Source organism: Glutamicibacter protophormiae (assembly GCF_016894325.1).
GTDB lineage: Bacteria > Actinomycetota > Actinomycetes > Actinomycetales > Micrococcaceae > Glutamicibacter > Glutamicibacter protophormiae.
Map to the genome: position 1 here is coordinate 2,107,567 of NZ_CP069806.1, position 20,457 is coordinate 2,128,023.

The window sequence follows — 20,457 nt, forward strand, 5'->3', positions numbered from 1 at the left end:
GGAATACAGGGAACTATACGCACGATTTCGAGCCGCTGGCTACCTCCAGTCCCACTCAGTCGAAATCAGCCGTTCCTCTGCCGGCGCCGTCCGCCGGCAAAGCCCGTGGAGCCAACGGCAAAGGGCGCCGCAGGAATCGAAATTCCTGCGGCGCCCTTCGAGGCTTGGCTTGGACTAGATGTTGAACCCGAGGGCCCGCATCTGGTCGCGGCCGTCATCGGTGATGCGTTCCGGACCCCAAGGCGGCATCCAGACCCAGTTCAACCGGTGCTCGTCGACGACGCTCTCCAGTGCCGAGGCCACCTGCTCCTCGATGATGTCGGTCAGCGGGCAGGCAGCGGTGGTCAGGGTGAGGTCCAGGATCAGCACACCGTCTTCGGCGTACTTCAGCCCGTACAGCAGCCCCAGGTCGACAATGTTGACGCCGAGTTCCGGGTCGATGACGTCCTTCAGCGCTTCCTCGACATCCTCCAGCGGAGTAGTCGTGGAACCCTTGCTCTGTTCCGTAGCTTCGCTCATGGGAACTTTCCTAACTAGGCGTTGACGTTCAGGAAGCGGTCGTAGCCTTCTTCTTCCAGGCGGTCGGCGAGCTCCGGGCCGCCCTGTTCAGCGATCTTGCCATCCACGAACACGTGCACGAAGTCTGGCTTGATGTAGCGCAGGATGCGGGTGTAGTGGGTGATCAGCAGGGTGCCCATCTGGTTCTCGTTCTGGGCGCGGTTGACACCCTCGGAGACGATCTTCAGTGCGTCGACGTCCAGGCCGGAGTCGGTCTCATCCAGCACGGCGAACTTCGGCTTGAACAGTTCCAGCTGCAGGATCTCGACGCGCTTCTTCTCGCCGCCCGAGAAGCCCTCGTTCACGTTGCGCTGTGCGAAGTCGGCGTCGATCTTCAGCTTGCCCATGGCTTCCTTGACGTCCTTGGTCCAGGTACGCAGCTTCGGGGCTTCGCCGTCGATCGCGGTCTTGGCGGTGCGCAGGAAGTTGGTCATGGTCACGCCCGGGACCTCGACCGGGTACTGCATGGCCAGGAACAGGCCCGCCTTGGCGCGCTCGTCAACGCTCATCTCCAGCACGTCTTCGCCATCGAGGGTGATGGTGCCGCTGGTGACGTTGTAGCGCGGGTGTCCGGCGATGGTGGCAGCCAAGGTGGACTTGCCCGAACCGTTGGGGCCCATGATTGCGTGGGTCTCATTGGTGTTGATGGTCAGGGTTACACCCTTGAGGATTTCCTTGGAGCCCTGCTCGGTGTCGATCGAGACGTGCAGGTCCTTGATTTCCAGAGTAGACATACGTCGTTCCGTTTCTTTCTAAAAAGCTGATGAAGACAGGTACTGACTAGTTCTCAGTCGCAGCCAATTCCATTTCGATGGTTTCGGTCAAGCGCTCCTGCAGAGCCTCGTCACCGATCTGCTGAACGATTTCGTTCAGGAAGCCGCGAACCACCAGTCGGCGTGCGGTCTTCTCATCGATGCCGCGGGCCATCAGGTAGAACAGGTGCTCGTCATCGAAGCGGCCGGTGGTCGATGCGTGACCCGCACCGTCGATCAGGCCGGTTTCGATTTCCAGGTTCGGCACCGAGTCGGCGCGGGCGCCGTCGGTGAGCACCAGGTTGCGGTTGGCCTCGTAGGAGTCGGTGCCCACGGCTGCCTTCTGGATCAGCACGTCGCCAACCCATACGGTGTGCGCGTCCTTGCCCTGCAGGGCACCCTTGTAGAGCACGTTGGACTTGCAGTTGGCCACGGCGTGGTCAACGAACAGGCGGTGCTCCAGGTGCTGGCCGGCGTCCGCGAAGTACAGGCCGTACAGCTCGATCTCGGCGCGTTCGCCGGTGAAGCGTGCCGACGGGTTCACGCGCACCAGGTCGCCGCCGAAGGTGACGACGATGTGCTTGAACGAGGCGCCCTGGGCAACCAGCGCCTGCTGCGAGGAAGCATGAACGGCGTCATTCTCCCAGGCCTGCAGGGAGATCACGGTCAGGCGGGCATCGGCGCGGACATCGAATTCCACGTTCTGCGCCAGCACGGCGGAGCCGACGTGGTCCAGGATGATGGTCGCTTCGGTATTCTCCTCGGCAACCACGATGATGTGCTGCGCCGCGGCATCCATCGATTCGCCGGTGATGCGCAGGGTAGCCTGCACGCCTTCGGCGCCCTTCGGCACGGTGACGACCTGGGTGCTGGAAGCGTACTTCCAGGCATTGGCCGACACGCGGTCGTCCGGGGTGTGCGCAATGCCGTTGAGCACGTCATCGGCGGCCACCTCGGTCAGCACCACGGCATCGCTGCCGGTCAGCTCGACCTTCGGCGCGGCGCCGGTCAGCTCGTCGGTGTGCAGGCCCTTCAGCCGCTTGAGCGGGGTGAAGCGCCAGTCTTCTTCGCGGCCGGTCAGCTTGGCGAAGTCCTCGACCTTGTAGCTGGTCAGGCGGCCGGCACGGGAGGAGTCGGGAACGCCGACTCCGCCGCCGTGGCTATGCGCCTTCGACGACGCACCGCCCAGCGGCGAGCCATCGTTGTCGTTGATCGGCGAGAGGTTCTCGCCCTCTTCGGTGAAACCGGGGATCGATGGCGCGCCGATGCGCGACTTCTCTTCCGGGATATGGGTGGTGGTCTCCGACATTCTTAGCCGACCGATCCTTCCATCTGAAGTTCAATAAGGCGGTTCAGTTCCAGCGCGTACTCCATTGGCAGTTCGCGCGCGATCGGCTCGACGAAGCCGCGCACGATCATTGCCATGGCTTCATCCTCGGCCAGGCCGCGGGACTGCAGGTAGAACAGCTGTTCCTCGGAAACGCGGGACACGGTTGCCTCATGGCCCATGGTCACGTCGTCCTCGCGGACGTCGATGTACGGGTAGGTATCCGAACGCGAAATCTGGTCAACCAGCAGCGCGTCGCAGACGACCGAGTTCTTGGTGCCCTTGGCGCCTTCCTGCACCTGGACCAGGCCGCGGTATGCCGAGCGGCCGCCGTTGCGGGCCACCGACTTGGCCACGATGGCGCTGGAGGTGTTCGGGGCGATGTGGACCATCTTCGAACCGGTGTCCTGGTGCTGGCCCTCGCCGGCAAAGGCGATGGACAGGGTCTCGCCCTTGGCGTGCTCGCCGACCAGGTAGACGGCCGGGTACTTCATGGTGACCTTGGAGCCGATGTTGCCATCGACCCATTCCATGGTCGCGCCCTCTTCGCAGACGGCGCGCTTGGTCACCAGGTTGTACACGTTGTTCGACCAGTTCTGGATCGTGGTGTAGCGAACGCGGGCGTTCTTCTTCACGATGATCTCGACCACTGCGGAGTGCAGCGAGTCCGACTGGTAGATCGGCGCGGTGCAACCTTCGATGTAGTGGACATAGGAGCCCTCATCGGCGATGATCAGCGTGCGCTCGAACTGGCCCATGTTTTCCGTGTTGATGCGGAAGTAGGCCTGCAGCGGGATCTCCACGTGGACGCCCTTCGGGACGTACACGAAGGAACCGCCGGACCAGGTAGCGGTGTTCAGCGAAGCGAACTTGTTGTCGCCAGCCGGGATGACCGAACCGAAGTACTCCTTGAAGATGTCTTCGTGTTCCTTCAGGCCGGTGTCGGTATCCAGGAAGATGACGCCCTGGGCCTCAAGGTCCTCGCGCAGCTGGTGGTAGACGACCTCGGACTCGTACTGTGCGGCAACGCCGGAAACCAGACGCTGCTTCTCAGCCTCCGGGATACCCAGCTTGTCGTAGGTGTTCTTGATGTCCTCGGGCAGGTCTTCCCAGCTGGTGGCCTGCTTCTCGGTGGAACGCACGAAGTACTTGATGTTGTCGAAGTCGATGCCCGAGAGGTCTGGACCCCAGGTTGGCATCGGCTTGCGGTCGAAGTACTTCAGTGCCTTCTGGCGAAGGTTCAGCATCCATTCCGGCTCGTTCTTCAGAGCGGAGATGTTAGCTACTACATCCTTGTCGACACCGCGGCGCGCGTTGGCTCCGGCGTCGTTCTTGTCGGCCCAGCCGTATTCGTAATTACCGATTCCCTGGAGTTCAGGGTTCTTTTCCAGAATCTCGGAAATTACACCTGGGTCTGCAGACTCCTGTGCAATCTGATCCGTCATCGCGGCCTCTCCTGCTTCGTGAACTGAATTCGAGTTCTCTTCTCGGCGCGCATTGGCGCCTTTTCACGCCCCACTGGGATGTGGGTCGTGCACACGTGTCCGCCTCCGGCCAGGGTTGAGAGCCTACGCACATCAACCCCGATCAAGCGGGCGAACATTTCGGTTTCCATGTCGCAAAACACCGGAAACTCCCGTGCCAAGTCTTGTATTGGGCAGTGCCCCTGGCAGAGCTGGACGCTATGCATCAGGGCCGTAGCCACCTTGGTGTCGACCTTGCGGGTGTACCCGACAAAGCCGTCCGTGCTGAGCAGTTCGCTCAAAACGTCAGCCCTGGCTTCCAGACCTTCCACGCCGGCCAAGGCCTTGGCGTAGCGGTCCTCCATGGCCGCAAACCGATCGCGGGCAAACTTGCGGATCGCGTCCTCGCCGGCAGCTTCACCGAGCACCTTCAGCGCATCGGTGGCGATTTCCAAGTAATCGTTGCCGAGCTTGGCTTGCCCTCGGTGCGAAAGCACATATCTGCGGGACGGGCGTCCAGCACCCGTCTTCTGGTTGGCCACGAGCTTTACTTCGACGAGCCCCGCCTTGGACAGGGCATCAAGGTGACGGCGGACCGCCGCGGGCGTGAAGCCAAGCTTGCTGCCAAGCTCGGCCGCACTGACCGGTCCATCTTCGAGAACTGCGTTCAGGACCCGGTCGCGCGTGCGTTCCTCTGTATCACCCGCAGCACCGGCGACGGCACTGGTCGAGCTACTCACTGAGTTTGAATTAGATGAATACACAACACAATCATGCGTATATTTTCGCGATCAGTCTAGTAAGGAAGGACTTACTAAGGGCGGGCTTTCCCGCCTTGTAGATTCGCGGTTTTTGACCTGCTTCTAACATCTTCAATTCTCTCGCGTTGGCGCTGACAACTGAAGCGATGGTGACGAACCACTCAAGCTCGAGAGTTCGACATGACGTAGAATGCTGTGGTGTCTTCTGTTACCCCCAGCCTCGTCATAAATGAGCTGGCCAAAGATTTAGGTCCAGTTCCGGCCTTAGATAATCGCATGCTGCGAGTCCTCGAGTCGGTCTCACTCAAGGCCTACCCGGGACAAATCACCACCCTGCTGGGCTCCAACGGTGCCGGCAAGTCCACGACCCTGGCCTGCGCGCAGGGCTTGATGCGTCCCGACGGCGGCTCCATCGAGCTGCTGGGACAGGACCCCTACGGGGACAATCCGGACCTTCGCGCCCGCGTCGGCGTGATGCTGCAGGACGGCGGGCTTCCCCCGTCGATGCGCCCCGTGCCGCTCCTGCGTCATGTCGCTTCGCTCTACAGAAATCCGGTGGATATCGATGCCCTCGTCGAGCGCCTCGATCTGAATTCCTTCGGATCGCGCACCATTCGCCGCCTCTCGGGAGGCCAGAAACAGCGTGTGGCCTTGGCCTTGGCTTTGGCCGGAAACCCCGACGTGCTGTTCCTCGATGAACCGAGCGCCGGGCTGGATCCCCAGTCCCGGCAGGTGGTCTTCGACCTGATCTCGGAGCTGCGTGACGCTGGCAAGGCAATTGTGCTGACTACGCACCTCATGGATGATGCGCAGCGCCTGAGCGACTACGTCTACATCATCGACAAGGGCTGCACGGTTGCCCAGGGCACCGTCTCGGAGCTCATCGCCCGGGCCCAGGAGGGCCACGATGCCCGGCCTGTCTCTTTCAGCGCCGAGGCCGGATTGGCGCTCCCACAGCCACCGCTTGGCCTGTACCTCACGGAGACCGCTGCCGGCCAGTACCGCTTGGACGGAGTCAACTCCCCCGAGCACCTGAATTGGCTGACCAGCTGGTGGGCCAGGGAATCGATCCTGCCAACCCAATTGAACTTGCAGTCACGCAGCCTGGAAGATGTATTCCTTGAGTTTGCGCAGAAGGAGGAACAGGCATGACCCAGGTCAGCACCGAATCCAATGCGGTTTCCCCGCTCAAGCGCATCCTGGTCCAGGGCAAGTATGAAGCGATCCAGATGCTCAGCAATGGCGAGCAGCTGATCCTGGCTGTGGTCATGCCGATGATTGCACTCTTTGTCCTGACTTTCACGGATCTGATTTCGGATATTGCAGAGCGCACCATTGATGCCGCGGTCCCCGGAGTCCTCGCGCTGTGCGTCATTTCCACCGCATTTACCGGCCAGGGCATCGGCACCGGATTCGACCGCCGCTATGGTGTTCTCAGAATGTTCTCCACCACCCCGCTGGGCAAGACAGGGCTGATTTTCGGCAAGGTCATCGCCGTGTTGACTGTGCTGCTCATCCAAGTTGTGTTGATCAGCGCCGTAGCGCTGCTGCTTGGCTGGCAACCGAATCCATGGGGCATCATCCCGGGGATTCTCTTCCTGCTCCTGGGCGCGGCGGCGTTCACCTCTCTAGGCCTGCTGATCGCAGGCACTGTGCGCCCGGAGGCGACGCTGGCCATCACCAACCTCGCCTGGATCCTGCTCGCGGGCGCCGGCGGCGTCCTCTACCCGCTGAGCATGGCACCGGAATGGTTGCAGCCCACGCTGAGTGCACTGCCATCCGCGGCGCTGGGCGATGCCATGCGCGATGCCCTGATCAACGGGCACTTCAACTTTCCCGGACTGATCTTCCTGGTGCTCTGGGCCGTTGCCGGCTCGTTCGCGGCCATCAAGAAGTTCAAATGGAACTAACCACCACACCAAGCCAAAAGGGATGATTTTCATGTCTTCAGACCTAGCCTCCAAGAGCTGGGCCGACAAGCTGCCAACGAAGGTAACCCGCCTCGTTCACGGTCTGGCGATCGCATCATTGATCTCCCAGATTGGCATCATTGTCACCGGTGGCGCAGTACGCCTGACCAAATCCGGCCTGGGCTGCTCGCAGTGGCCGAACTGCGTGCCCGGCTCCATGACCCCGGTTCCCGAGATGGGAATCCACGGCCTGATCGAATTCGGCAACCGCCTGCTGACCTTCGTCCTGCTGGTCATCGCCATCGCTTTTCTGGTTTCGATCTGGAACATGCGCAAGTCCCACACCACCTTGTGCAAGCTGGGTCTGGTGCTGCTGATCGGCATCCCCGGCCAGGGCGTCATCGGCGGCATTACCGTCCTCACCAGCTTGAACCCCTGGGTTGTCTCGCTCCACTTCCTGCTTTCCGCGTCGCTGGTCGCTTTGGCCACCATCCTGGTCAACCGCACCCGCCGCGAACTCAAGCACGACGAGGCACCGGCCACCAGCAAGGCCATTGCGCAGGTCGGCACCCTGGTGCTGCTCCTGGCGAGCATCGCCATCATCATGGGCACCATTGTCACCGGCACCGGGCCTCATGCAGGCGATGCCGATGCACCTCGCCACATGTTCGATCCACGTATCGTCACCCCGTTGCACACCGGCCCGGTGTACCTGCTGATTCTCGCGACTATTGCGTTCATGGTTCTCGCCTACCGCACGACCGGCAACCCGAAGCTCCGCACCGCAGGCTGGTGGATGGTCGTTGCCATCCTGATCCAGGGAGCCATTGGATACATCCAGCACTTGAACGGCCTGCCGGTCGCCTTAGTGCTGCTGCACATGCTCGGGGCGAGCATGCTCATGGTTGCGGCGACGAACGTGTGGGATCGTGCGAGCCTCATGCCGAAGTCTGTGCGCGTCGAACAGGATTAGTTCCGCTCCACACAACGACGGGCGGCCCCCAACTTCTTGTTGGGGGCCGCCCGTCGTTGTGTGGCAGGTATTTCCTACCCCTTTGGCGCAGGCCGCAGCAGCCCTGCAAGCCCTACGAAGAAATAGATCGTCCCGGCGACCCACAGGCCCAGCACCAGCATGCCCATGTCGAAGACCGCAGTCACCAGCAGCAGCGCACCGCAGGCCGTCAAGACCCAGTAGGCGGCGCGCAGGCCCATCATCGCTCCTGCGGCCGCCAGACCAAGGACCACCATGACTGTCACGCCCAGCACCCCGGTCCCCACGGTGCCCGTCACCAAACCAGCGAACAACGCGGCGGCAGGGGCGCCCGCAACCAGCCCGGCCACGATCCGCTGGGCCAAGAACTTGCGGCCCAGGGCCGGCTCCTGCCGGCGGTGGGATATCCCCGCAATCATCCATGCGGCGACGATCAGCGGCAGGAAAAAGATGCCGAGGTTGAAGCCGATGACGAAAGGCAAGGCCGTCACGATCAGGGCAGCAGCCGTGCAGTAAATGCGAGCGGCCCCGGATTTCACGAGCGATCCCGCCGCCACCATGATGCCGGGGAGCAGGAAGACCAGCATCAGTCCGGCACCCCAACGCGTGTTTACGTCGTAGTTGATCGAGCTCGAAAGCAGCCAATCCGGCCAGAACTCATCGATATTCGACGACGGGTAGATCCACGTGTCGACAACTGCGGCCAGCACTCCGGCAGCAAGCGCTACAAGACCCAGAACCCTGAGCTTCGAGCGGCGTTCTACTTCCGCCGCGCCGTCAGCGAAGTCCAACTGGACATCTGCGGCGATGGCTTCAACCGGCCCGAGAGAAGCAATGATCTGCGCATGACTGCGGCCGCGTTCTCTGGCTTCGTCAATATGCTCCGCAAGATCTGCAACCACGGCTTCACGCCGTGCTTGGGGAACGTTTCGCAGCTCCCGGTCAAGTGCCCGAAGATACTTGGCTGCCGCATCCTGGTTTTCAGTCGTGTTCATGTTGTCTCCCGAGTAGTTCGCCTACTTGCCCTGATATTTCATTCCACACCGCATCAAATTGCCGCAGGTGCGACATTCCACGTTCGGTGATTGCGTAGTACTTCCGCCGCCGTCCAGTACTACTTCCCTCCCAACGGGTGGTCACGAGGTCGGCTGACTTCATCCTCGCCAGCAAGGGATACAAGCTTCCCTCGCTGGCCGTCAGGTTGCGATCCACCAGCTCATCAGCCAGTTGAAGACCGTACTTGTCCCCCTGTGCCAGCAGAGCCAGCACACAGTATTCAAGGACGCCCTTGCGGATGTTCGTCGCAATCTTCTCGCCTTGATCTTCCATGGATGGAACTTTACCTTGCATAACAAGACTTGCATAGCAGGATAAGGAGTATTCCGCTGCGACAAGGGTTAAAAGAAACATCCGGCACCGAATCAAGTGATTCAGTGCCGGATGCCAAGATGCGGGAGAAGCCCTAGCCCAGAAGCGGGCTTCCGACGAACGGATCAATGGCCAAGGCCAGGAACACAATCGAAAGGTAGGTGATGGAGATATGGAAGACCTTCATGGCCTTGCGGTTGACCTCGGCAGGCTTGTGGTCGCGCTGAGCCTCGCGGTAGAGCACGTGGCACTCGTAGACGAACCATGCGCCGGCGCCGCCAGCGATCGCCGTATAGACGATCCCTGCGCCGCCCAGTGGCACGAGCAGCAGCGAGCAGACCACAGTGGCCCATGCGTAGAGCACCACCTGGACGGAAACGCGGCGTGCGTTCGCGATGGCGCCCAGCATAGGAACCGAGGCTGCATTGTAGTCGTCGGCGTACTTCATGGAGAGCGGCCAGTAGTGCGGCGGGGTCCACAGGAAGATGACGAGGAACAGGATGACCGCTGGCCATTCAATGGTTTCCTTGACTGCGGCCCACGCAATCAATACCGGCATGCAGCCCGCAATGCCGCCCCAGACAATGTTCTGGGCGGTGCGTCGCTTGAGGATCATGGTGTAGAGAACTACGTACAGCAGGATCGCCGCGAGTCCCAAAGCGGTGGTCAGCGGGTTGGTTCCCACCCAGAGCACCACCAGTGAGGCAATGGCCATGGTCCACGAGAAGATCAGCGCTTCCTTGGGCGTCAGGTCGCCGGTGACCAGCGGACGGCCCTTGGTACGCTTCATGAGCTTGTCCATGTCGCGGTCGATGTAGCAATTGAATGCGCCCGAGGCGCCGGCGGCCATGGCGCCGCCAACAATGGTGGAAACCATGAGCCAGACCGGCGGGAAGCCGCGCTGGGCAAAGATCATGGTTGGAAGCGTGCTCACCAACAGCAACTCGATCACGCGAGGCTTGGTCAGTGCGAGATAGGCACTGGCCTTGCGCTTCAGAAAGTCGCCAGCGGATTCACCAGGCTGGCGCGATGCGCGTGGCACTGACAAGTCGGCGACACTTTGAGTCTTCAATTAAACGCACTCAGTTCTTCAAAGGATACAAGGACAGACACAACCATTCTACGTCGTATAGAAATTGAATGAAACTCCCCCCTATCAGGGATTCGGCCGAAACATGGTGATTTGAGTCAACTTGAGACCTTTGCGCAGGCCGTCAACGCACACGAGCAGCCAGCCGGCAAGTAATGATCGACGAGCACACAGCCCACATGACGGCAACCCAGGTCGGGCGCCGGCGACGCAGCGGATGGAACCGGTCCGCGTCGGCACCCCGTCGTCGCGCGGCGGGAAACCGGCGGCAATCACCCGCGCGCCAGTGCTATTCACGGTGCATGGGCCGCGGCACAAACACTTAGAGATCAACGAACATCCGAGCAGCCCAATCGCAGGAGAACAATACTCAAAATTGGTTGGATCCGTAGCCACAAATTCGAACTTTTGTAGATTGTGAGTTCACACTGCTTGCGCAAAAGACACCATCCACTGCACCGCCCACTCCTGCTGGTCACTGGCCGGGGTTCCGGCCATGTCCCCTCGGATGCGATCCACCCAGTCCGCGCGGCCCGGAGAACCACTCACGAACTATCGGCAACAGGTGCAAAACGGGCCGGCAAACGCAGTGAGTTGCCCGCGGACGCAAATCTTTGGGTGTCATCTTGCTTAACCCGCGCATCAAATGGGTGTTTCGCGATAGAGTTGAACCTGATTGCGCCGTCGCGACCAATGACCCCTTTTAAGCTCGAATACCGGGTACATAGGACCGACGGCGTATTGCGTGTCAGCGGGAGTTATTCTCCCGTCCAAGCCTGAATGGAAGGAACGCCGCAGTGGCGACTGAATCCTTAGTAGAAGAGTTCTCCCTCACCGAGTTGGACCGTAAAGCCATTGACACCACCCGTGTCCTGGCAGCCGATGCTGTTGAAAAAGTTGGCAACGGCCACCCCGGCACCGCCATCAGCTTGGCCCCGGCTGCATATCTGATCTTCCAGAAGCACCTGCGCCACGATCCGAAGGATCCGAACTGGATCGGCCGCGACCGCTTCATCCTTTCCCCCGGCCACACTTCGCTGACCCTGTACCTGCAGCTGTTCCTCTCCGGCTACGGCCTGGAAATGGAAGACATCGCAGCCCTGCGCACCTGGGGCGCCAAGACCCCGGGCCACCCGGAGTTCGGCCACACCGCCGGCGTTGAGATCACCACCGGTCCGCTGGGCCAGGGACTGGCCTCCGCCGTGGGCTTCGCCTACTCGCAGCGCCGCATGCGCGGCCTGCTGGATCCGGAAGCACCAGCCGGAACCAGCCCGTTCGACCACACCATCTACGTCATCGCCTCGGACGGCGACCTGCAGGAAGGCGTCACCTCCGAAGCCTCCTCGCTGGCCGGCCACCAGGAACTGGGCAACCTCGTGGTGATCTACGACGACAACAAGATCTCCATCGAGGACGACACCGACATCGCCTTCACCGAAGACGTCCTGGGCCGCTACGCCGCCTACGGCTGGCACACCCAGCGCGTGGACTGGACCGAGACCGGCGAATACGTTGAAGACGTCGCAGCGCTGGATGCGGCCATCCGCGCCGCCAAGGCCGAGACCGGCCGCCCGTCGATCATCTCGCTGCGCACCATCATCGGCTGGCCATCGCCGACCAAGCAGAACACCGGCGGCATCCACGGTTCCAAGCTCGGCGGCGAAGAAGTCGCCGGCCTGAAGAAGGCGCTGGGCTTCGACACCGAGAAGAACTTCGCCATCGAGGACGAGGTGCTGGCCCACGCGCGCCAGACCCTGTCCCGCGGCGCCGCCGTCCACGAAGCCTGGAACAAGGACTTCGACGCGTGGAAGGCCGCCAACCCGGACAGCGCCGCACTGCTGGAACGCCTGGAGTCGGGCAAGCTGCCCGAGGGCTGGACCGAGAAGCTGCCGGTCTTCGAACCGGGCTCCACCATGGCCACCCGCGCCGCCTCCGGCAAGGTCATCAACGCGATCGCCGACGAGCTGCCCGAACTGTGGGGCGGCTCCGCCGACCTGGCCGGCTCGAACAACACCACCATCGACACCGCCAAGTCCTTCGCCCCCGAGCGCCGCTCGACCGATTCCTGGTCGGCCAGCCCGTACGGACGCGTGCTGCACTTCGGCATCCGCGAGCACGCCGCCGCCTCGATCGTCAACGGCATCGTGCTCTCGTCCCCGACCCGCGCGTTCTCCGGCACCTTCCTGATCTTCTCCGACTACCAGCGCCCGGCCATCCGGCTGGCGGCGCTGATGGGCGTGCCGTCGATCTTCGTGTGGACCCACGACTCCATCGGCCTGGGCGAAGACGGACCGACCCACCAGCCGGTGGAGCAGCTCGCCAGCCTGCGCGCCATCCCGAACTTCGACGTGATCCGCCCGGCGGACGCCAACGAGGTCGCCTACGCCTGGCGCGGCATGCTGGAACTGACCGGCACCCCTTCGGGCATCGTGCTCTCGCGCCAGAACCTGCCGATCTACGACCGTTCGGCTGCCGGCTTCCGTCCGGCCGAAGGCGCCCTGAAGGGCGGCTACATCCTGGCCGAGGCAGTGCGCGACGGCGCAGAGGTAACCCCCGACGTCATCCTGATCGCCACCGGCTCCGAGGTCGAGCTGGCCGTCGAGGCCCGCGAGGAACTCGCTGCCAAGGGCCTTGCCGCGCGTGTCGTCTCGCTGCCGAGCCATGAGTGGTTCGCCAAGCAGGACGCCGCCTACCGCGAAGAGGTGCTGCCCGCCGCGGTCGCCGCCCGCGTCTCGGTCGAGGCCGGCGTAGCCCAGGGCTGGCGCGAACTGGTCGGCGCCCACGGCGAAATCGTCTCGCTGGACCACTTCGGCGCCTCCGCCGACTACAAGAAGCTCTACTCGGAGTTCGGCATCACCACCGCGGCCGTGGTGGCCGCCGCCGAAACCTCCGTCCAGAACGCCTCCAACTAAGGAACTCAAGAACACATCATGAGCAACCCCAACACCCAGGCACTCACCGACGCCGGAGTATCCATTTGGCTCGATGACCTGTCCCGCGAACGGCTCACCAGCGGATCGCTGGCCGCGCTGATCGAAGAGAAGAACGTCGTCGGCGTCACCACCAACCCCGCGATCTTCGCCGCCGCATTGTCCAACGCCGAGGTCTACGGCGACGCCATCGCCGCGCAGCGCCACCGCTCCGTGGAAGACGCGATCACCGAGATCACCAGCGACGACGTCGCCTCCGCCTGCGACCTGTTCAAGGGCATCTACGAGGCCAGCAACGGCTTCGACGGCCGCGTGTCCATCGAGGTGGACCCGCGACTGGCCCACGAGACCGCCCCGACCATCGCGCAGGCCAAGGCGCTGTACGAGCGTGTGGACCGCGAGAACGTGCTGATCAAGATCCCCGCCACCGTGGAAGGCCTGGAAGCCATCAGCGAGACCATCGCCGAGGGCATCAGCGTGAACGTCACCCTGATCTTCTCGCTGGAACGCTACCGCGAGGTCATCAACGCCTACCTGATCGGACTGGAGAAGGCCCACGCCAAGGGGCTGGACCTGTCCAAGATCCATTCCGTCGCCTCCTTCTTCGTCTCCCGCGTGGACACCGAGATCGACAAGCGCCTGGACGCCCTGGGCACCGAGGCCGCCGCCGCGGTCCGCGGCCAGGCCGGCGTGGCCAATGCGCGCCTGGCCTACCAGGTCTTCGAGGAATCCTTCACCTCGGCCCGCTACGAGGTGCTGGCCAACGCCGGCGCCAACGTGCAGCGCCCCCTGTGGGCCTCCACCGGCGTGAAGGACCCGGCCTACCCGTCCACCCTGTACGTCACCGAGCTGGCGGCCCCGCAGACCGTGAACACCATGCCGGAGAAGACCCTGGACGCCACCGCGGCCGAAGCGCAGGTGCGCGGCAACGCGATCGCAGGCAACTACGACGCCGCGAACCGCGTGCTGGACAAGCTCGCGGCCCTGGGCATCGACTACAACGAGGTCGTTGACCTGCTGGAGGTCGAGGGCGTGAAGAAGTTCGAGGACGCCTGGAACGAACTGCTCCAGGATATGTCGGTGGCCCTGAAGGGAGCCAAGTAGATGGAACTGGGTCTGGTCACTTCCGGCGACGCACTGAAGTCGGTCGATGAGCTGCTTCCGCAGCTGATCGAGGCCCGCATCGGCAGCCGCATCGCGGCGCAGGATGCCACCATCTGGGGACCTGCCGCGGAGGCCGAATCGGCCATCCGCCTGGGCTGGGTCAACCCCTTCGACGCCGCGCAGCAGCTGGTCCCTGCCATCCTGGAATTGCGCGGGCAGCTGCAGGCCGAGGGCCTGACCCGCATCGTGCTGTGCGGCATGGGCGGCTCCTCGCTGGCCCCAGAGGTCATCGCCGCGCATGACGAGGTCGACCTGGTCATCTGCGACACCACCGACCCGGCCATGCTGCGCCCAATCCTCGCAACGGACCTGGAGCGCACCGTGGTGGTCGTGGCCTCCAAGTCCGGCTCCACCGTGGAGACCGACTCGCAGCGCCGCGCCTTCACCGCCGCCTTCCAGGCCGCCGGCATCGACCCGGCCACGCGCCTGGTGCTGGTCACCGACCCGGGCTCCCCGATGGACAACCCCGACGGCGTGCGCGCGGTCTTCAACGCCGACCCGAACGTGGGCGGACGCTACTCCGCGCTGACCGCCTTCGGCCTGGTGCCCACCGGCCTGGCCGGTGCGGACATCGAGGCGCTGATCGAGGAGGCCGGCCTGCTGCACGACGTGCTGGCCACCGACGACGAGGACAACCTGGCCTTCCACCTGGGCGCGGCCATGGCCACCGCCGGGCGCGACAAGCTGGTCATCGCCGGCGTGGGCGACGCCCTGCCGGGCTTCGGGGACTGGGCCGAACAGCTCATCGCCGAATCCACCGGCAAGGACTCCAAGGGCGTGCTGCCGGTGGTGGCGCACCCCGGGGCCCCGGAACTGCGTGATCCGGCCGCCGACGTGCTGCCGCTCTACGTCTACGACGAGCTGCCCGAGGAGATCGACGAGGAAGCCACCGCGGTGCATTTCAGCGCCCCGCTGGGCACCAGCTTCATGATCTTCGAGTACGCCACCGCCGTGGCCGGCTACCTGCTGGGCATCAGCCCCTTCGACCAGCCGGACGTGGAGGCCGCCAAGGTCGCCGCCCGTTCGCTGCTCGACGCCCCGGCCGCCTCCGCCCCGGATGCGGTGGACGGCCCGGTCGAGCTGTTCGGCACCTCCGCCGCCACCCTGGCCGGAGCGCTGGACGAGCTGGCCGCCGCGCTGCCGGACAACGGCTACCTGGCGGTGCAGGCCTACCTGGACCGCATCGGGGACTCGGAACTCGAAGGGCTGCGCGACGCGCTGGCCGCCAAGACCGGCCGCCCGGTGACCTTCGGCTGGGGGCCGCGCTTCCTGCACTCCACCGGCCAGTACCACAAGGGCGGACCGGCCCAGGGCGTGTTCCTGCAGCTCACCGCCGACCACCGCGAGGACCTGGAAATTCCCGGCCGCCCCTACAGCTTCGGCGGCCTGATCACCGCCCAGGCCAGCGGCGACGCCGGGGTGCTCTCCGATGAGAAGCACCACCGCCCGGTGTTGCGCGTGAACCTCACCGACCGCGCGGCCGGCATTGCGGCCCTGCTCGAGGCGGCGAAGTAACCGCAAATGAGCAATCCACTACGCGACGCCCGCGACCGGCGGCTTAACCGCATCGCCGGTCCGGGCGCGCTGGTGTTCTTCGGAATCACCGGCGACCTTGCCCGCAAGAAGCTGATGCCGGCGGTCTACGACCTGGCCAGCCGCGGCCTGCTGCCCCCGAACTTCGCCATCGTCGGCTTCGGCCGCCGCGACTGGTCCGAGCAGGACTTCGCGGCCCAGGCCCGCGAATGGATCCTGGCCAGCGCTCGCACCCCGTTCAACGAGACGGTGTTCGCGCAGCTGGCCTCCGGCATGCGCTTCATCTCCGGCGCCTTCGACGACGACGAAGCCTACGAGCAGCTCTCCGCCACCCTGGACGAGCTGGCCGAAACCCGCTCCACCGGGCGCAACCACGCCTTCTACCTCTCCATCCCGCCGAGCTGGTTCGACGTGGTCTGCGAAAAGCTCTCCGAGCACAAGCTGGCCAATGACGCCAACGAAGGCTGGGAACGCGTGGTCATCGAGAAGCCCTTCGGCCACGACCTGGCCAGCGCGCGCGAGCTGAACGAGATCGTCGAATCGGTCTTCCCGCCGGATGCCGTCTTCCGCATCGACCACTACCTGGGCAAGGAGACGGTGCAGAACCTGCTGGCGCTGCGCTTCGGCAACCAGATGTTCGAGCCGCTGTGGAACAACAAGTACGTGGACCACGTGCAGATCACCATGGCCGAGGACATCGGCATCGGCGGCCGCGCGAGCTACTACGACGGGGTGGGCGCGGCCCGCGACGTCATCCAGAACCACCTGCTGCAGCTGCTGGCGCTGACCGCCATGGAGGAGCCCATCAGCTTCGACGCGGACCACCTGCGCAGCGAAAAGGAAAAGGTGCTCGCCGCGGTCAAGCTGCCGCAGGACCTGGGCGCCGCATCCGCGCGCGGCCAGTACACCTCCGGCTGGCAGGGCGGCGAAGAGGTCGTCGGCTTCCTGGACGAGGAGGGCTTCAACCCCAAGTCCAAAACCGAGACCTACGCGGCGATCCGGCTGAACATCAACACCCGCCGCTGGGACGGGGTGCCGTTCTACCTGCGTGCCGGCAAGCGCCTGGGACGCCGCGTCACCGAGATCGCGGTGGTGTTCAAGAAGGCCCCGAACCTGCTGTTCACCGACCACAAGGACGACGAGTTCGGGCAGAACGCGTTCGTGATCCGGGTGCAGCCCGACGAAGGCGCGACCATCCGCTTCTCCTCCAAGGTGCCCGGCACCCAGATGGAGATCCGCGACGTCACCATGGACTTCGGCTACGGCAACGCGTTCACCGAGTCCTCCCCGGAGGCCTACGAGCGGTTGATCCTCGACGTGCTGCTGGGCGAGCCGCCGCTGTTCCCGCGCCACGAAGAAGTCGAGCAGTCCTGGCGCATCCTGGATCCCTTCGAGGAATACTGGGCCGCGCAGCCCGAGCAGCCCGACCCCTACGCCCCGGGATCCTGGGGCCCGGCCAGCAGCGACGAGCTGATGGCCAAGGACGGAAGGACGTGGCGACGCCCATGATGATCGAACTTCCCAACACGACCACCAACAAGGTCGCCAAGAAGCTGCTCTCCTCGCGCCGCACCCACGGCGTGGTGGCCCTCTCCCGGGTGCTGACCCTGGTGGTCATCACCCGCGAGGGTTTCGCGGAGAATGCCATCGAGGCCGCCAACCTGGCCAGCCGCGAGCACCCCTGCCGCATCATCGTGGTGGTGCGCGGCTCCGCGCAGGGCGAGAACCGGCTGGACGTGCAGATCCGCGTGGGCGGCGACGCCGGCGCCTCCGAGGTCATCGTGATGCGCACGCACGGCCCGGACATGGTGGCCGACGAGGCGCTGATCTCCGCGCTGCTGCTGCCCGACGCGCCGATCGTGGCCTGGTGGCCGCACGGCGTGCCGGTCGACCCCGCCGCCACCGCGCTGGGCAAGATCGCGCACCGCCGCATCACCGACTCCGGAGAGATGGAGGACCCCACCGCGGCGCTGTTCAGCCGCGTGGAGACCTACCGCGCCGGCGACACCGACCTGGCCTGGACCCGGCTGACCCTCTGGCGCGCCCAGCTGGCCAGCATCATCGACCTGGTCGGCACCGAGGGCCTGACCGGCATCACGGTGAAGGGTTCGGAGAACTCCCCCTCCACCACGCTGCTGGCCGCCTGGCTGACCATGTGCCTGGACGTGCCGGTGACCATCGCGGCGGACAAATCCACCGCGGGCCTGTCCTCGGTGCGCCTGTCCCGCGAGGGCGGCGACGTGGAGCTGTCCCGCCCCTCCGGACCGGTGGCCCACCTATACCTGCCGGGTTCCGCCCCGCAGCGCATCTCGCTGCCGCGCCGCTCGGTGGCCGAATGCCTGGCCGAGGAGATGCGCCGCCTTGACGCGGACGACGTCTTCGGCGAGGTCATCACCCGCGGCCTGGCCCTGACCAACCTGAGGAGCATCCGTTCCAGTGATCGCTAGACAGATCGTCATCCATGAGGACCTTTCCGCGACCGCGCACGGCATCTCCGCCCGGCTGATCACCTCGATCGCCGACGCGCTGGCCGCCCGCGGCGTGGCGCACGTGGTGCTGACCGGCGGCTCGCTGGGCATCGCCGCGCTGGCCGCCGTGGCCGAAAACCCGGCCCGCGCCAGCGTGGACTGGTCGAAGGTGCACTTCTGGTGGGGCGACGAGCGCTTCGTCGCCGCCGACTCCGCCGACCGCAACGCCGGCCAGGCCGAGGTCCTCTTCGAGGCCCTCGACGCGCTGGGGCTGGACCGCGAGACCGTGCACGCCATGGGCTCCACCGACCAGTACGACTGCGCCGAGGACGCCGCGGCGGCCTACACGCGGCTGCTGGCCGACGAGGCTCCTGAAGGCGCCGCCAACCCGGCGTTCGACGTGCTGATGCTGGGCATGGGCCCGGATTCGCATGTGGCCTCCCTGTTCCCGAACCACACCCGGTCCGATGAACTGGGGGCCATCGCGATCCACGACTCCCCCAAGCCGCCGCCGCACCGCGTGTCGCTGACCATGGGCACCATCAACTCAGCCCGCGAAGTCTGGCTGCTGGTCGCCGGGGCGGAAAAGGCCCCGGCCCTGGCCGCCGCGCAGCACGAGGTCAATGAGGCCTCCGTGCCCGCCAGCGCGGTGCAGGGAACCCAGGCCACCCGCTGGCTCGTGGACCGCGCCGCCGCCACGCTGCTCTGAGCTGCACTGCCCGCCGATGCCGCCAACACCAGATGTTGGCGGCATCGGCCTTTGTTTTTCCCGAAAGGACTCCCCCATGCCCACAGCACCGTTGAGAATCACCGTGATCGGTTCCGGCGTCATCGGCCTGTCAGCGGCCCACGAGCTGGCCGCCGCCGGGCACCAGGTCACCGTCGCCTACGACCAGGATCTCGCCGAGTGCGCCTCCTCGGTCGCGGCCGCCATCTGGTTCCCGTACCACTCGGAGAACTCCCCGGCCGCCGACAAGCTGCTGGCGGATTCGCTGGCCCGCTTCGAGCAGCTGTCCGAGCACCCCGAGACCGGCATCGACCTGCGCCGCGGCTTGAATGTGGACCACCTGCCGGGCGCGGACCGCAGCTGGACCCGCATCGTCGCCGGTACCGCGGAAGCCTCCCGGGAGGATCTGCCGGACGGTGCCCACGCGGGCGTGTGGGCGACGGTGCCGATCATTACCATGAGCACCTACCTGGGTTGGCTGCGCGGCCGGGTCGAGGAGCTGGGCGTGGACTTCGCCAAGGGCACGGTCACGGATCTAGCGCAGCTCAAGGGCGGCGCGGATCTTGTGGTGCTGGCAGCGGGCCTGCGCGGCGGCGAGCTGCTGGGCGACGACGATACCGTCTACCCGATCCGCGGTCAGGTGGTGCGCCTGGCCAACACGAAGAACCTGACGCAGTGGCTGTGCGACGACAACTACCCGGATGGCGTCAGCTACATCATCCCCCGCCGCGAGGACATCATCGTCGGAGGCACCGACACCGCGAACGACTGGAACCGCAAGGTCGAACCGCAGACCTCCATCGACATCCTGGAACGCGCTGCCACGCTGGTGCCGGAGCTGGAAGGACTGGAGGTCCTGGAGCACAAGGTGGGCCTGCGCCCGGCGCGCGAGACCATCCGGTTGGAGCACGTCGCGGGCCACGCGCTGCCGGTGATCGCCGCCTATGGGCACGGCGGTGCCGGCGTCACGCTCTCCTGGGGCACCGCACAGCGGGTCGCAGAGCTGGCTGCACAACTGGCTGGCGAGCCGGCCAGCTAGCGGGCCGGGCCGCCGGCTTCACGGCTGGCGGCGTTGGCCCTGCGTGTCGAGACCAGGATCAGGCAGATGAAGGCCGCATAGCCGACCGCAGTGACGGCAAAGGCCCACCCGGCCAGTTGAAACATGCACAGGGCTGCCGCCGCCGGCAACACGACCCAGCCGATCCTGCCAGCGGCCTTCAGCCAGGGCGCGGCGGCCACGTGGCCGCGGTGCCAGGCGGCATCGCTGCTCATCGTGTGCCTCGTCCTCAGGCCAATCACCCCGTTTCGAGGCAGCCGTCCGTCGGCCATCGCCGGTGCAAGCACCGCCGCAGCCGTCGCCATGATGAGCAGCCCGAACATGAACGGGAGCACGCTGATTAGCTCCATGGGGCTCC

At 65.0% G+C, this 20,457-nt stretch carries 19 protein-coding genes; 10 read left to right on the plus strand and 9 right to left on the minus strand.

The window, feature by feature from the left end; genetic code table 11:
- Nucleotides 1–174 precede the first annotated feature (174 nt).
- The 5 genes from JQN66_RS09825 to JQN66_RS09845 are packed head-to-tail and all read right to left on the minus strand — an operon-like array spanning nucleotide 175 to nucleotide 4,840.
- A complete protein-coding gene (locus JQN66_RS09825; protein ID WP_188946850.1) occupies nucleotides 175–519 on the minus strand; it encodes a metal-sulfur cluster assembly factor in 345 nt (114 codons plus the stop codon).
- A gap of 14 nt (nucleotides 520–533) precedes the next feature.
- Entirely contained in the window at nucleotides 534–1,292 is a 759-nt protein-coding gene (gene sufC, locus JQN66_RS09830) for a Fe-S cluster assembly ATPase SufC (RefSeq protein ID WP_188946849.1), read from the minus strand.
- A 46-nt stretch (nucleotides 1,293–1,338) separates the two neighbouring features.
- On the minus strand, nucleotides 1,339–2,619 hold the full coding sequence (gene sufD, locus JQN66_RS09835) for a Fe-S cluster assembly protein SufD (RefSeq protein ID WP_188946848.1): 1,281 nt from the start codon (nucleotides 2,617–2,619) through the stop codon (nucleotides 1,339–1,341).
- 2 nt (nucleotides 2,620–2,621) lie between these two features.
- Nucleotides 2,622–4,082 (minus strand): Fe-S cluster assembly protein SufB, encoded by a 1,461-nt coding sequence (gene sufB, locus JQN66_RS09840; protein ID WP_188946847.1) that lies wholly within the window; start codon nucleotides 4,080–4,082, stop codon nucleotides 2,622–2,624.
- Nucleotides 4,079–4,840: a helix-turn-helix transcriptional regulator gene (locus JQN66_RS09845; RefSeq protein WP_229777217.1), complete on the minus strand. Its 762-nt coding sequence runs from the start codon at nucleotides 4,838–4,840 to the stop codon at nucleotides 4,079–4,081. Before JQN66_RS09845 ends, sufB begins: the two co-directional genes overlap by 4 nt.
- A gap of 297 nt (nucleotides 4,841–5,137) precedes the next feature.
- Here JQN66_RS09845 and JQN66_RS09850 point away from each other — a divergent pair, with 297 nt between their 5' ends.
- Genes JQN66_RS09850 through JQN66_RS09860 form a run of 3 tightly spaced genes read left to right on the plus strand, consistent with a single transcriptional unit; the run spans nucleotide 5,138 to nucleotide 7,744 of the window.
- Complete coding sequence (locus JQN66_RS09850) at nucleotides 5,138–6,013, plus strand: ABC transporter ATP-binding protein (protein ID WP_420870924.1); 876 nt, start codon at nucleotides 5,138–5,140, stop codon at nucleotides 6,011–6,013.
- On the plus strand, nucleotides 6,010–6,771 hold the full coding sequence (locus JQN66_RS09855; RefSeq protein WP_188946844.1) for an ABC transporter permease: 762 nt from the start codon (nucleotides 6,010–6,012) through the stop codon (nucleotides 6,769–6,771). Before JQN66_RS09850 ends, JQN66_RS09855 begins: the two co-directional genes overlap by 4 nt.
- A 31-nt stretch (nucleotides 6,772–6,802) precedes the next feature.
- Complete coding sequence (locus JQN66_RS09860; RefSeq protein WP_204674654.1) at nucleotides 6,803–7,744, plus strand: COX15/CtaA family protein; 942 nt, start codon at nucleotides 6,803–6,805, stop codon at nucleotides 7,742–7,744.
- A 74-nt stretch (nucleotides 7,745–7,818) separates the two neighbouring features.
- On the opposite strand, the gene JQN66_RS09865 is transcribed toward JQN66_RS09860, so the two are convergent.
- The 3 genes from JQN66_RS09865 to JQN66_RS09875 form a co-directional block, all read right to left on the minus strand.
- The gene (locus JQN66_RS09865) at nucleotides 7,819–8,757 is read right to left on the minus strand and encodes an HAAS signaling domain-containing protein (RefSeq protein ID WP_204674656.1); all 939 of its coding nucleotides are present in this window, start codon (nucleotides 8,755–8,757) and stop codon (nucleotides 7,819–7,821) included.
- Nucleotides 8,744–9,091 (minus strand): PadR family transcriptional regulator, encoded by a 348-nt coding sequence (locus JQN66_RS09870; protein ID WP_188946841.1) that lies wholly within the window; start codon nucleotides 9,089–9,091, stop codon nucleotides 8,744–8,746. Before JQN66_RS09870 ends, JQN66_RS09865 begins: the two co-directional genes overlap by 14 nt.
- Before the next feature lie 133 nt (nucleotides 9,092–9,224).
- Entirely contained in the window at nucleotides 9,225–10,178 is a 954-nt protein-coding gene (locus JQN66_RS09875; protein WP_374189838.1) for a heme o synthase, read from the minus strand.
- Nucleotides 10,179–11,017: 839 nt separating this feature from the next.
- Between JQN66_RS09875 and tkt the strand changes: the two genes are divergently transcribed.
- The 7 genes from tkt (at nucleotide 11,018) to JQN66_RS09910 (ending at nucleotide 20,081) form a co-directional block, all read left to right on the plus strand.
- Nucleotides 11,018–13,132 carry a transketolase gene (gene tkt, locus JQN66_RS09880; RefSeq protein ID WP_204674658.1) on the plus strand — a complete coding sequence of 705 codons (2,115 nt, stop codon included), beginning with the start codon at nucleotides 11,018–11,020 and terminating at the stop codon, nucleotides 13,130–13,132.
- An 18-nt stretch (nucleotides 13,133–13,150) separates the two neighbouring features.
- A complete protein-coding gene (gene tal / locus JQN66_RS09885; protein WP_188946839.1) occupies nucleotides 13,151–14,254 on the plus strand; it encodes a transaldolase in 1,104 nt (367 codons plus the stop codon).
- Nucleotides 14,255–15,829: a glucose-6-phosphate isomerase gene (locus JQN66_RS09890; protein WP_188946838.1), complete on the plus strand. Its 1,575-nt coding sequence runs from the start codon at nucleotides 14,255–14,257 to the stop codon at nucleotides 15,827–15,829. It abuts the gene before it with no gap.
- A 6-nt stretch (nucleotides 15,830–15,835) separates the two neighbouring features.
- On the plus strand, nucleotides 15,836–17,356 hold the full coding sequence (gene zwf / locus JQN66_RS09895; RefSeq protein ID WP_188946837.1) for a glucose-6-phosphate dehydrogenase: 1,521 nt from the start codon (nucleotides 15,836–15,838) through the stop codon (nucleotides 17,354–17,356).
- Entirely contained in the window at nucleotides 17,353–18,294 is a 942-nt protein-coding gene (locus JQN66_RS09900; RefSeq protein WP_204674660.1) for a glucose-6-phosphate dehydrogenase assembly protein OpcA, read from the plus strand. Before zwf ends, JQN66_RS09900 begins: the two co-directional genes overlap by 4 nt.
- Complete coding sequence (gene pgl, locus JQN66_RS09905) at nucleotides 18,284–19,024, plus strand: 6-phosphogluconolactonase (RefSeq protein WP_204674662.1); 741 nt, start codon at nucleotides 18,284–18,286, stop codon at nucleotides 19,022–19,024. Before JQN66_RS09900 ends, pgl begins: the two co-directional genes overlap by 11 nt.
- Nucleotides 19,025–19,100: 76 nt before the next feature.
- Nucleotides 19,101–20,081 (plus strand): FAD-dependent oxidoreductase, encoded by a 981-nt coding sequence (locus tag JQN66_RS09910; RefSeq protein WP_204674664.1) that lies wholly within the window; start codon nucleotides 19,101–19,103, stop codon nucleotides 20,079–20,081.
- Here JQN66_RS09910 and JQN66_RS09915 read toward each other — a convergent pair.
- Nucleotides 20,078–20,449: an SdpI family protein gene (locus JQN66_RS09915; protein ID WP_204674666.1), complete on the minus strand. Its 372-nt coding sequence runs from the start codon at nucleotides 20,447–20,449 to the stop codon at nucleotides 20,078–20,080. The genes JQN66_RS09910 and JQN66_RS09915 overlap by 4 nt on opposite strands.
- Between the last annotated feature and the right edge of the window lie 8 nt (nucleotides 20,450–20,457).